11 protein-coding genes are annotated in these 11,893 nt (G+C 60.4%); 9 read left to right on the top strand and 2 right to left on the bottom strand.

Annotated features, from left to right (window positions below):
- Positions 1-31: 31 nt before the first annotated feature.
- Both BLW11_RS18075 and BLW11_RS18070 read left to right on the top strand, forming a co-directional pair.
- Positions 32-796: an electron transfer flavoprotein subunit beta/FixA family protein gene (locus tag BLW11_RS18075; RefSeq protein WP_074836867.1), complete on the top strand. Its 765-nt coding sequence runs from the start codon at positions 32-34 to the stop codon at positions 794-796.
- A gap of 16 nt (positions 797-812) precedes the next feature.
- Positions 813-1,742 (top strand): electron transfer flavoprotein subunit alpha/FixB family protein, encoded by a 930-nt coding sequence (locus BLW11_RS18070; protein ID WP_074836947.1) that lies wholly within the window; start codon positions 813-815, stop codon positions 1,740-1,742.
- Between the two features lie 108 nt (positions 1,743-1,850).
- Here BLW11_RS18070 and BLW11_RS18065 read toward each other — a convergent pair whose 3' ends face one another.
- Positions 1,851-2,180, bottom strand: a complete 330-nt coding sequence (locus BLW11_RS18065; protein WP_048361473.1) for a hypothetical protein — start codon at positions 2,178-2,180, stop codon at positions 1,851-1,853.
- A gap of 604 nt (positions 2,181-2,784) precedes the next feature.
- On the opposite strand from BLW11_RS18065, the gene selD reads away from it, so the two are divergent.
- From selD to BLW11_RS18030, 7 genes are all read left to right on the top strand, one after another.
- The gene (gene selD, locus BLW11_RS18060; protein WP_048361474.1) at positions 2,785-3,819 is read left to right on the top strand and encodes a selenide, water dikinase SelD; all 1,035 of its coding nucleotides are present in this window, start codon (positions 2,785-2,787) and stop codon (positions 3,817-3,819) included.
- The gene (gene mnmH, locus BLW11_RS18055) at positions 3,819-4,913 is read left to right on the top strand and encodes a tRNA 2-selenouridine(34) synthase MnmH (RefSeq protein WP_048361807.1); all 1,095 of its coding nucleotides are present in this window, start codon (positions 3,819-3,821) and stop codon (positions 4,911-4,913) included. The genes selD and mnmH overlap by 1 nt, the downstream gene beginning before the upstream one ends.
- 189 nt (positions 4,914-5,102) lie before the next feature.
- The gene (locus BLW11_RS18050) at positions 5,103-6,767 is read left to right on the top strand and encodes an AMP-binding protein (RefSeq protein ID WP_048361475.1); all 1,665 of its coding nucleotides are present in this window, start codon (positions 5,103-5,105) and stop codon (positions 6,765-6,767) included.
- A gap of 16 nt (positions 6,768-6,783) precedes the next feature.
- Positions 6,784-7,551: an SDR family NAD(P)-dependent oxidoreductase gene (locus BLW11_RS18045; RefSeq protein ID WP_048361476.1), complete on the top strand. Its 768-nt coding sequence runs from the start codon at positions 6,784-6,786 to the stop codon at positions 7,549-7,551.
- Between the two features lie 10 nt (positions 7,552-7,561).
- On the top strand, positions 7,562-8,755 hold the full coding sequence (locus tag BLW11_RS18040) for an acetyl-CoA C-acyltransferase (RefSeq protein WP_048361477.1): 1,194 nt from the start codon (positions 7,562-7,564) through the stop codon (positions 8,753-8,755).
- 9 nt (positions 8,756-8,764) lie between these two features.
- Entirely contained in the window at positions 8,765-9,892 is a 1,128-nt protein-coding gene (locus tag BLW11_RS18035) for an acyl-CoA dehydrogenase (protein ID WP_048361478.1), read from the top strand.
- Between the two features lie 16 nt (positions 9,893-9,908).
- Positions 9,909-10,682 (top strand): enoyl-CoA hydratase, encoded by a 774-nt coding sequence (locus tag BLW11_RS18030; protein ID WP_048361479.1) that lies wholly within the window; start codon positions 9,909-9,911, stop codon positions 10,680-10,682.
- A 58-nt stretch (positions 10,683-10,740) separates the two neighbouring features.
- Here the strand turns inward: BLW11_RS18030 and BLW11_RS18025 are convergent, their stop codons facing one another.
- The gene (locus BLW11_RS18025) at positions 10,741-11,892 is read right to left on the bottom strand and encodes an acyl-CoA dehydrogenase family protein (RefSeq protein ID WP_048361480.1); all 1,152 of its coding nucleotides are present in this window, start codon (positions 11,890-11,892) and stop codon (positions 10,741-10,743) included.
- Position 11,893 lies beyond the last annotated feature (1 nt).

Genomic DNA, 11,893 nt, shown 5'->3' with positions numbered 1-11,893 from the left:
GAATGAACCTATACCCATCGAGGGACAAGCAATGAAGGTGCTGGCCTGTATCAAGCGCGTGGTCGATTACAACGTTAAAGTCCGGGTCAAAGCGGACAACTCCGGCGTTGACCTCGCCAACGTCAAGATGTCGATGAACCCCTTCTGCGAAATCGCAGTGGAAGAAGCCGTACGCCTGAAAGAGCGCTCTATAAAAGAAGGGGGTGTTGAGACTGAAGTCGTCGTCGTCTCCATCGGCCCGGCCAGCGCTCAGGAACAGCTGCGCACCGCGCTTGCACTGGGTGCAGATCGCGCCATTCTCGTCGAGTCCGCCGAAGACCTGACCTCGCTGGCCGTGGCCAAGCTGCTTAAAGCAGTGGTCGACAAGGAACAGCCACAGCTGGTGATCCTGGGCAAACAGGCCATCGACAGCGACAACAACCAGACGGGCCAGATGCTGGCTGCGCTGACCGGTTTCGGTCAGGGCACCTTCGCTTCGAACGTTGAAGTGGCAGGCGACAAGGTTGCAGTGACCCGTGAAGTAGACGGCGGTGCGCAAACTGTTTCGCTGAGCTTGCCGGCGATCATCACCACCGACCTGCGTTTGAACGAGCCGCGTTATGCGTCCCTGCCAAACATCATGAAAGCCAAGAAGAAGCCGCTTGAAGTGCTGACGCCAGACGCGTTGGGCGTTTCGACAGCGTCGACCAACCAGACCCTGAAAGTTGAAGCACCGGCTGCTCGCAGCGCGGGCATCAAGGTCAAGTCGGTGGCTGAACTGGTCGAGAAACTGAAAAACGAAGCGAAGGTGCTCTGAATTGGAGAGCTTGATCATGACTATTCTCGTAATCGCAGAACACGACGGCAAAGCACTGGCCCCGGCCACGCTGAACACCGTAGCCGCTGCCGCGAAAATCGGTGGCGACATCCACGTTCTGGTTGCAGGCCAGGGCGTTGGCGCTGTAGCTGAAGCGGCCGCGACCATCGCTGGCGTGGCTAAAGTGCTGGTAGCTGACAACGCGGCTTACGCGCATCAACTGCCGGAAAACGTGGCTCCCCTGGTCGCTGAGCTGGGCAAGGGTTACAGCCACATCCTGGCTGGCGCCACTTCCAACGGCAAAAACATCCTGCCGCGCGTTGCTGCGCAGCTAGACGTGGACCAGATCTCCGAGATCATCTCGGTTGAAAGCGCTGACACTTTCAAGCGCCCGATCTATGCCGGTAACGCCATTGCTACCGTGCAGTCCACTGCGCCGGTAAAAGTGATCACCGTACGTGCTACCGGTTTCGATCCGGTTGCCGCGACGGGTGGTTCGGCTGCGATTGAAGCAGTTGTAGCCGTTCACGATGCAGGCACTTCGTCGTTTGTTGGCGAAGTACTGGCCAAGTCGGACCGTCCTGAGCTGACCGCAGCCAAAATCGTCGTTTCCGGCGGTCGTGGCATGCAGAACGGCGACAACTTTAAATACCTGTATTCCCTGGCCGACAAGCTGGGTGCAGGCGTTGGCGCCTCCCGTGCCGCAGTGGACGCAGGTTTCGTACCCAACGACATGCAGGTCGGCCAGACCGGTAAAATCGTGGCGCCACAGCTGTACATCGCGGTCGGTATCTCCGGCGCGATCCAGCATTTGGCCGGTATGAAAGACTCCAAGGTGATCGTGGCGATCAACAAGGACGAAGAAGCACCTATCTTCCAGGTTGCCGATTACGGCCTGGTGGCGGATTTGTTCGAGGCTGTGCCTGAGCTGGAGCAGGCGATCTAACCCGCGCCAGAGGGATGTGTTTTTTGGGGAGACTCACGCTAAACATCATATTTCTGAGATGCAAAAAACCCCGGAGATTATCCGGGGTTTTTTATGGGGCAGGGGTTATCAGCTGTAGCTGTTAACTTTGACCAGTACCGGCGCGGTTTGCGCCTTTTCCCAGGTCAGGGTCAAGGTTTGCAGAACGCGCGCCATGTAGTCCGTATCGGCGGCGGCCTTCTTGCCCACGTAGCCTTGGCCACGGCGGTACATTTTGAGGTGGGCTCGCATTTGTGGGCGGTCCTCCTCGAATCTGGTTTCTTCCTTGCACGATGTCACGGCATCGATGCGAACATCACCGGCGTCATTGATCCACAGGATGTGGTCGTTCAGCGTGTCTTTCTGGGCGGCGAACAGTCGAGCCAGCTCATTAACAGTCGGTTGATTATTCAGGTTCATAGCTAACTCCTTGACCACTCGTTGATCTGTCTAATTGATTCGCGCAACTGCACCTGCAGCGCTACGTAGTGTCCATCTAAAGCAGATCCGTCTTGAGTTCGTCATATGTAGTCGTAAAACAAAGCACTACATAAAGAGCGTAAAGCGAAGGAGAGCAGCGTGAACCAGGATGCCAGGGTGACATGACGCATCAACCACAAGCCTCTTGAGGACGTTTCGCCAGCCTCTGTCGTCTTTGACGCGGACGATCAAGCCAGGTCAGCTTCATCAATTCTGCCTTGTGGGCAGTACCTATCCCGGAACAGCCCGACAGCTCGTCGAGCATGCTTGCAACAACCCTTTCCAGCGCTTCCGGTGGGGAAGACGTCTGCATAATGCTGGGGGAAAATCGTGTCGTCAATACATATGTAGTGATTATTTTCAGGCACTACATATGTGACTGGCGGGTCGATTTCCAGCATGCCGGTCATCCCCTTTGGCGAGCTGCTTCCCTGTGTGGGCGGGCTGCCTAGAGGCATTGCGCCCTGTGGTCTGTAGGCAAACGCCTGAGTGGACAGTGGCTCTGCTAGAATCTGGCGCTTTGACATTGACTAGAGGTGCCCCCATGAGCGAGCCGATCCGCCTGACCCAGTACAGCCACGGCGCGGGGTGCGGGTGCAAGATTTCGCCTCAGGTACTGGAAGTGATCCTCGCCGGCAGTGGCGCACAAAACCTCGATCCCAAGCTTTGGGTGGGCAATGCGTCACGTGACGATGCGGCGGTTTACGCGCTGGATGACGAACGCGGTGTGGTGTCGACCACCGACTTCTTTATGCCCATCGTCGATGATCCTTACGATTTCGGCCGGATTGCGGCCACCAATGCCATCAGTGACATCTACGCCATGGGCGGCGATCCGTTGATGGCGATTGCGATTTTGGGCTGGCCGGTGCATTTGCTGGCGCCTGAAGTGGCCCGCGAAGTGATTCGCGGTGGCCGCGCGGTGTGTGACGAGGCAGGTATTCCACTGGCGGGCGGGCACTCGATTGATACCCCGGAGCCGATCTTCGGTCTGGCCGTGACCGGCGTGGTCAACAAGCGCCACATGAAGCGCAATGACACGGCCACCGCCGGTTGCCTGCTGTACCTGACCAAACCGTTGGGGATCGGCATCCTCACCACTGCCGAGAAGAAGGGCAAGTTGCGCACCGAAGACATCGGTGTGGCACGGGACTGGATGTGCACGCTGAACAAGATCGGCAGTCACTTCGCCAGGCTGGAAGGCGTCAAGGCGATGACCGACGTCACCGGTTTTGGTCTATTGGGGCACTTGGTGGAAATGGCCGACGGCAGCCATCTGACTGCCCGTATCGAATACGCCAAAGTGCCGCGCCTGGACTCGGTCGAGTACTACCTGGAGCAGGGCTGTGTGCCCGGCGGCACCTTGCGCAACTTCGACAGCTACGCGAGCAAACTGTCGCCGCTGCAAGAACTGCACAAGCGCGTGCTGTGCGACCCGCAAACCAGTGGTGGCTTGCTGGTGGCGGTCACCCCTGAGGGTAACGATGCGTTCCTGAAAATGGCCGGCGAACAGGGCCTTGCCCTTGAGCCGATCGGTCAGTTGGTTGAGCGACAGACGTACGCGGTTGAGGTGTCATGATGGCTCATGACGTAACCGACTTCCGCGATCTGTTCCTCAATGATCGGCCGATGATGGACACCCGCGCGCCGATTGAATTTCACAAGGGGGCCTTCCCCGGCGTGGTCAACTTGCCGTTGATGACCGACCACGAACGTGAGCGTGTGGGGACCTGTTACAAACAGCAAGGCCAGCAGGCCGCTGTGGTTCTGGGGCATCAGCTGGTGTCGGGGCAGGTCAAGGCCGAACGGCTGCAGGCCTGGGCCGACTTTGCCCGGGCCAACCCCGACGGCTGCCTGTACTGCTTTCGCGGCGGCATGCGCTCGCAAATTGTCCAGCAATGGCTCAAGCAGGAAGCAGGGATTGACTACCCGCGAGTCACCGGCGGCTACAAGGCGCTGCGTACCTTCCTGATTCAGACCGTTGACGATGCCGTGGCGCAGTGTGACCTGATGGTGCTCGGCGGGATGACCGGCACCGGCAAGACCGATGTGCTGGTGCAGCTCGACAACAGCCTGGACCTTGAAGGCCATGCCAACCATCGTGGTTCAAGCTTCGGCAAGCGGGCTACCGGGCAGCCGTCGAATATCGACTTCGAAAACCGCCTGGCGATCGACCTGCTGAAAAAGCGTGCCAAGGGGCACGAGCGGTTTGTGGTGGAAGACGAAAGCCGCACGGTCGGCAGCTGCGCCTTGCCGCTGGCGTTGTATCAACGCATGCAGGACGCACCGATGGTCTGGCTTGAAGACAGCCTGGAAAGCCGCGTTGAACGCATTTTGCGCGACTATGTGGTGGGGTTGAGTGCTGAATTCACCGCCAAAAATGGTGAGCACGGCTTCACCCTGTTTTCTGAGCGTTTGCTCGAAAGCCTGTCAAATATCCAGCGTCGCCTGGGAGGCGAGCGTCATCAGCGCTTGCAAGCAGTGATGGAAGCCGCGTTGCAAGAGCAGGCCAGTTGCGGCGCGGTAGACCTTCACCGGGTCTGGATCGAGGCGTTGTTGCGGGAATACTACGACCCGATGTACGCCTTTCAGCGCGAGAAAAAGGGTTCGCGCATCGCCTTTGCCGGCGACCAGTCGGCGGTGCTGGAGTACCTGCAACTCAAAGCCCTGTAACCGCTGCCGCAGGCTGCGAGCTTTATGTGCTGAAGGTCTTTCGGCCCATATCGCTGCCTGCGGGTTCATGGCCAAAGCAGTCACCCAGCTTGAGCGGTTTGACCATTGTTGCAGAGCCTTCCCGGGGCGATTATCAGCAGGATTTTTCACGGTTCCCATCCTAAAAATAAAGACCGAGGGATTCTGCTGATGCGCGACTATCTGACCGCGATGACTGACTTTGACTACCAACGTACGGTGACGGGCGCACTGGACGGCCATTTGGCGGCAGTCAATGCCTGTGTCGAGTGCTGTGACCGGCACGCTTTGCCTGGTCGAATTGCGTTGTTCTGGGAGGGGCGCGATGCGAGCAGCGCTACGTACACCTTTACCTGGCTTCAGGACCAGGCCGCACGCTTTGCCAACTTTTTGCTGGCCCAAGGCGTAAAACGCGGTGACAAGGTGGCGGGTTTACTGCCACGCGATGTCGAACTGCTGGTCGTTGCCTTCGCCGCCTGGCGCATTGGCGCCATCTACCAGCCGCTGTTTACCGCGTTCGGGCCCAAGGCCATCGAGCACCGGCTCAACAACTCCGGCGCCAGGCTGGTGGTCACGGACGCGGTAAACCGCGCCAAACTCACCGAGGTCAATGACTGCCCGGCAATTGTCACGGTGGCAGGCGCCAAGGGTCAGGGGCTGGTGCGCGGTGATTTCAGCTTCTGGGCCGAGCTGGGCAACTACCCGGCCGTCTGTGAACCGGTAATGCTGACCGGCGAAGATCCGTTCCTGCTGATGTTCACCTCGGGCACCACGGGCCCGGCCAAGCCGCTGCTGGTACCGCTCAAGGCGATTGTCGCGTTCCAGAGCTACACCCGTGACGCGGTGGATCTGCGCCCCGAGGATTCCTTCTGGAACCTGGCCGATCCGGGCTGGGCCTACGGGATCTATTTCGGCATCACCGGGCCGTTGTCCATGGGCCATCCCATCACCTTTTACGATGGCCCTTTCACGGTCGAAAGCACCTGCCGGGTGATCAAGAAACTGGGCATCACCAACCTCACCGGATCACCCACGGCCTACCGCATGCTGATTGCCGCCGGGGATGCGTTCTCCAGCAAGGTCAAAGGCCAGTTGCGTGCCGTCAGCAGCGCCGGCGAGCCCTTGAACCCTGAAGTGATCCGCTGGTTCGCCGATGAACTCAACGTCACCATCCACGACCACTACGGCCAGACCGAAGTCGGCATGGTGCTGTGCAACCACCATGGACTCAACCATCCGGTGCACATGGGCGCTGCGGGCTTTGCCTCGCCGGGCCACCGTATCGTGGTGCTCGATGACAACCATCAGGAACTGCCTGTTGGCCAACCGGGGATTCTGGCAGTCGATCGCAGCCAGTCGCCGATGTGCTGGTTCGGCGGCTATCAGGGCTTCAAGACCAAGGCGTTCGTTGGCGATTACTACCTGAGTGGCGACACCGTGGAGCTCAACCCGGACGGCAGCATCAGCTTTGTCGGGCGCAGCGATGACGTGATCACCACTTCGGGTTACCGCGTGGGGCCATTCGATGTGGAAAGCGCCCTGATCGAACACCCTGCCGTTATCGAAGCCGCTGTGGTGGGCAAGCCGGACCCCGAGCGTACCGAACTGGTCAAAGCCTTTGTAGTGCTCAGCCCACAGTACCTGGGGGATGCACAACTGGCCGAAACCCTGCGCCTGCATGTGCGCCAGCGTCTGGCCGCCCATGCTTACCCCCGTGAAATCGAATTTGTAAGTGAACTGCCGAAAACCCCGAGCGGCAAGCTGCAGCGCTTTATTTTGCGCAATCAGGAAATCGCCAAGGCTGAAATGGCCGCAAACGCCAAAGTCACGGCATGACCCCAAGGAATCAATGATGCAAATCCAAAACAAGGTTTTTATCGTCACCGGTGGTGCATCGGGACTGGGCGCAGCGACCGCCGAGATGTTGGTGGCAGCAGGCGCCAGGGTGATGCTGGTCGACATGAATGCCGAGGCCGTGGCCGCACAGGCGGGCAAGCTTGGCAGCCAGGCCCGCAGTGCCGTGGCGGACATCAGCCAGGCGGATGCGGCGCAGGCGGCAGTTGAGGCCACGGTGGCAGCCTTTGGCGAGGTCAACGGGCTCGTCAATTGCGCGGGCATTGTGCGCGGCGAAAAGATTCTCGGCAAAAACGGCCCCCACGGGCTGGAGAGCTTCAGTCAGGTGATCAACGTCAACCTGATCGGTAGCTTCAACATGCTGCGACTGGCGGCTGCGGCGATTGCCGACAGCAGCGCCGATGCCGATGGCGAGCGCGGCGTGATCATCAACACGGCGTCTGTGGCGGCATTTGATGGTCAGATCGGCCAGGCTGCGTACGCGGCCTCCAAAGGCGCCATCGCCAGTCTGACCTTGCCCGCTGCCCGTGAATTGGCGCGCTTCGGGATTCGGGTAATGACCATCGCACCCGGCATTTTCGAAACGCCGATGATGGCCGGCATGACGCCTGAAGTGCGCGATTCGCTGGCCGCCGGCGTGCCGTTCCCGTCGCGTCTGGGCAAGCCTTGCGAGTACGCGTCGCTGGTGCGGCATATCATTGAAAACAGCATGCTCAATGGCGAGGTGATCCGTCTCGACGGCGCCTTGCGCATGGCCGCCAAATAAGGGGTGTGAAATGACAATTGCCAATGATCCGGTCGTGATTGTGAGTGCAGCGCGCACTCCAATGGGTGGCTTTCAGGGTGACTTCAAAGGCCTGACCGCGCCGCAATTGGGCGCTGCGGCGATCCGTGCCGCGGTCGAGCGCGCAGGGGTTGCTCCTGATGGTGTCGAAGAAGTGTTGTTTGGTTGCGTGCTGTCGGCCGGCCTCGGTCAGGCGCCTGCGCGCCAGGCCGCTTTGGGTGCCGGGCTGGACAAGGGCACCCGCTGCACCACGCTGAACAAAATGTGCGGCTCGGGCATGGAAGCCGCCATCCTGGCCCACGACCGGCTGCTGGCCGGTGGCGTCGATGTGGTGGTGGCCGGGGGCATGGAGAGCATGTCCAACGCGCCGTATTTACTCGATCGCGCCCGCAGCGGCTATCGCATGGGGCACGGCCGGGTGCTGGATCACATGTTCCTCGACGGTCTTGAAGACGCCTACGACCGTGGGCGCTTGATGGGCACCTTCGCCGAAGACTGTGCCCAGCTCCACGGCTTTAGCCGTGAGGCGCAGGATGCGTTTGCGGTGGCCTCGCTGACCCGGGCTCAGCAGGCAATCAAGGACGGCAGCTTTCGCGCCGAGATCGTGCCGGTGCAGGTCACCGTTGGCAAAGAGCAACGTTTGATCAGTGATGACGAGCAACCGCCCAAAGCCAACCTGGCCAAGATCCCGACCCTGAAACCGGCGTTCCGCGAAGGCGGCACCGTCACGGCGGCCAACTCCAGCTCGATTTCCGATGGTGCGGCCGCGTTGGTGTTGATGCGCCAATCCGAAGCAAAAAAACGCGGTCTTAAACCCTTGGCCGTCATTCATGGCCACGCCGCATTTGCCGATGAGCCGGGGCTGTTCCCGACCGCACCGGTGGGCGCGATCAAGCGCTTGATGAGCAAGACCGGCTGGAGCCTGGGTGAGGTTGATCTGTTCGAGATCAATGAAGCCTTCGCGGTGGTCAGCCTGGTCACCATGACCGAGCTGGATATTGCCCACGACAAGGTCAACATCTACGGCGGTGCCTGCGCCCTGGGCCACCCGATCGGCGCCTCGGGGGCACGGATTCTGGTGACGCTGCTCTCGGCACTGCGTCAGCAACATGCAAAACGCGGCGTTGCAGCCATCTGCATCGGTGGCGGTGAAGCCACGGCAATTGCCGTGGAATGTCTGTACTAAGGATTTCATATGCTGCCCACACCCGAACAATTACAAATCAGTGAAGCGGCCCGGCAGTTTGCCCAGGAACGTTTGAAGCCCTTTGCGGCTGAATGGGACAAGCAGCACCGTTTCCCCCGCGAGGCCATTGACGAGATGGCGCAACTGGGGTTTTTCGGCATGTTGGTGCCTGAGGAGTGGGGCGGTTGCGACACGGGCTATCAGGCCTACGCAATGGCCCTGGAAGAAATTGCCGCCGGCGACGGTTCGTGCTCCACGATCATGAGCGTGCACAACTCGGTGGGCTGCGTGCCGATTCTCAAGTTCGGCACCGAGCAGCAAAAACGCGAGTTTCTGGTGCCTCTGGCCAGCGGCGCGATGCTGGGCGCGTTTGCCCTGACGGAACCGCAGGCCGGCTCCGATGCCAGCGACCTGAAAACCCGGGCCCGCCGTGAAGGCGATTATTACGTGCTCAACGGCTGCAAGCAGTTCATCACCTCGGGGCAAAACGCCGGGGTTGTGATTGTGTTCGCCGTGACCGACCCGGCAGCGGGTAAACGCGGGATCACGGCGTTTATCGTACCCACGGATTCACCGGGTTACAGCGTGGCCCGGGTTGAAGACAAACTGGGGCAGCACGCCTCGGACACCTGCCAGATTCTGTTTACCGACCTGAAAGTGCCGGTGGCCAACCGTCTGGGTGAAGAGGGCCAGGGCTATAAAATCGCCCTGGGCAATCTGGAAGGCGGGCGCATTGGTATCGCCTCCCAGGCGGTGGGCATGGCCCGCGCTGCATTCGAGGCCGCCCGCGACTATGCCCGCGAGCGTGTGACCTTTGGGCAGCCATTGGTTGAGCATCAGGCGGTGGCGTTTCGTTTGGCTGACATGTCGACTGAAATCGCCGTTGCCCGGCAGATGGTGCGTTACGCCGCGGCCCTTCGTGATAGCGGTCAGTCGGCGCTGGTCGAGGCCTCGCAGGCCAAGCTGTTTGCTTCGGAAATGGCCGAGCGGGTGTGCTCCAAAGCGTTGCAAACCCTGGGCGGTTATGGCTACTTGAGCGACTTCCCGCTGGAGCGTATCTACCGCGATGTGCGGGTGTGCCAGATCTACGAAGGCACCAGCGATATCCAGCGCATGGTCATTTCGCGCAATCTTTGAACTGAGGACCTTATCGATGAGCTACGAAACCATTCTGTTGGACATTCATGGGCACGTGGGCCTGATCACCCTGAACCGCCCCCAGGCGCTGAACGCCCTGAATGCGCAGTTGATCCGCGAAGTGAACCAGGCGCTGGACACGCTGGAAGCCGATAGCGCGATTGGCTGCATCGTGATCACCGGTTCGAAAAAATCCTTTGCCGCCGGTGCGGACATCAAGGAAATGGCCGACCTGACCTACCCGCAAATCTACCTGGACGACCTGTTCTCGGACAGCGACCGCGTGGCCACCCGGCGCAAGCCGATCATTGCTGCGGTGGCAGGTTTTGCCCTGGGCGGCGGCTGTGAACTGGCGATGATGTGCGACTTCATTCTGGCCGGTGACAACGCCAAATTCGGCCAGCCGGAAATCAACCTCGGCGTGCTGCCGGGCATGGGCGGTACCCAGCGCCTGACCCGCGCCGTGGGCAAGGCCAAGGCCATGGAAATGTGCCTGAGCGGGCGCTTGATCGGGGCAGAAGAGGCAGAACGTTCGGGTCTGGTGGCACGCGTGGTACCGGTGGATGAACTGCTGGAAGAAGCGCTGAAAGTGGCGGCAACGATTGCCAAAAAATCCCTGCCGGTGCTGATGCTGACCAAGGAGTGCGTCAACCGTGCCTTTGAAGTCAACCTGGCTGAAGGCGTGCGTTTTGAGCGTCGGGTGTTCCATGGCCTGTTCGCGACCCATGACCAGAAAGAAGGCATGGCCGCATTTGTTGGCAAGCGCGAGGCCGAGTTTAAAAACCGTTAAAGCTCAAAGCCCCTCACCACGCCTCTCCAGCAGGGGAGGCGTGGTGAGGGGCGCTTGTTCAGATCAGATAATTCTTCAACTCCCGCGCAATCACCATTCGCTGAATCTCGCTCGAGCCTTCATAGATCTGGGTGATCCGCGCATCCCGGTAGTAGCGCTCCACCGGATAGTCTTCAAGGTAGCCATAGCCGCCGTGGATCTGGATGGCCTTGGAGCACACATACTCGGCCATTTCCGAAGCAAACAGCTTGGCTTGCGAAGCTTCTGAGAGGCAGGATTTGCCCGCGGTGCGCAGGCGCGCTGCATGCAGGATCAGCAGGCGGGTAGCATTGATCCGGGTTTGCATGTCGGCCAGCATGTTGGCGATGCTCTGGTGTTCGATGATCGCTTTATCAAATTGCACCCGGTCACGGGCATAACCCAGTGCCGCTTCGAAGGCCGCACGTGCGATCCCCAGTGCTTGAGCGGCAATGCCGATGCGTCCGCCTTCCAGGTTGGACAGGGCGATAGCCAGCCCTTTGCCGCGCTCACCCAGCATGTTGGCTTCAGGCACGGTGCAGTTGCTCAGTGTGACGGCGCAGGTGTCCGAGGCACGGATGCCCATTTTGTGTTCGGTGCGGTCGACGATAAACCCGGGGGTGGCGGTGGGCACCAAAAACGCCGAAATGCCTTTTTTGCCCAGGTTGGGGTCGGTCACCGCAAACACGATGGCCAGCTTGGCGCGTTTGCCATTGCTGACAAACTGTTTGGCGCCGTTGATCACCCATTGCCCGTCACGCAGTTCGGCCCGAGTACGCAGGTTGTGGGCTTCAGAGCCCGCCTGAGGCTCGGTCAGGCAGAAGCAGGCGATGGTCTGGCCGCTGGCAAGCTCTGCCAGCCAGGTTTGTTTCTGATCCTCGCTGCCGTACTTGAGGATAGGCCCGCAACCGACCGAGTTATGGATGCTCATCAGCGCGCCTGTGGCGCCATCACCGGCGGAAATTTCTTCCACGGCCAGGGCGTAGGCCACGTAGTCGACGTAGGTGCCACCCCACTCCTCAGGCACCACCATGCCCAGCAGGCCAAGTTCGCCCAGCTTGGCCACCAGTGCGTCGTCGATCCAGCCGGCTTTTTCCCAGGCCTGGGCATGGGGGGCGATCTCGCGGCGCGCGAAGTCGCGGGCCATGTCGCGGATCATCACTTGTTCTTCGCTCAGTTCGATGTCTTGCATG

The organism is Pseudomonas deceptionensis (assembly GCF_900106095.1).
Classification (GTDB): Bacteria; Pseudomonadota; Gammaproteobacteria; order Pseudomonadales; family Pseudomonadaceae; genus Aquipseudomonas; species Aquipseudomonas deceptionensis.
This window is presented reverse-complemented; position numbering and strand designations above follow the sequence as displayed.

Coding starts and splice junctions, on each gene's coding strand:
- BLW11_RS18045 (WP_048361476.1), top strand. CDS start 6,784: ATGCAAATCCAAAACAAGGTTTTTATCGTCACCGGTGGTGCATCGGGA.
- BLW11_RS18035 (WP_048361478.1), top strand. CDS start 8,765: ATGCTGCCCACACCCGAACAATTACAAATCAGTGAAGCGGCCCGGCAG.
- BLW11_RS18040 (WP_048361477.1), top strand. CDS start 7,562: ATGACAATTGCCAATGATCCGGTCGTGATTGTGAGTGCAGCGCGCACT.
- mnmH (WP_048361807.1), top strand. CDS start 3,819: ATGGCTCATGACGTAACCGACTTCCGCGATCTGTTCCTCAATGATCGG.
- BLW11_RS18025 (WP_048361480.1), bottom strand. CDS start 11,892: ATGCAAGACATCGAACTGAGCGAAGAACAAGTGATGATCCGCGACATG.
- BLW11_RS18070 (WP_074836947.1), top strand. CDS start 813: ATGACTATTCTCGTAATCGCAGAACACGACGGCAAAGCACTGGCCCCG.
- BLW11_RS18065 (WP_048361473.1), bottom strand. CDS start 2,180: ATGAACCTGAATAATCAACCGACTGTTAATGAGCTGGCTCGACTGTTC.
- selD (WP_048361474.1), top strand. CDS start 2,785: ATGAGCGAGCCGATCCGCCTGACCCAGTACAGCCACGGCGCGGGGTGC.
- BLW11_RS18050 (WP_048361475.1), top strand. CDS start 5,103: ATGCGCGACTATCTGACCGCGATGACTGACTTTGACTACCAACGTACG.
- BLW11_RS18030 (WP_048361479.1), top strand. CDS start 9,909: ATGAGCTACGAAACCATTCTGTTGGACATTCATGGGCACGTGGGCCTG.
- BLW11_RS18075 (WP_074836867.1), top strand. CDS start 32: ATGAAGGTGCTGGCCTGTATCAAGCGCGTGGTCGATTACAACGTTAAA.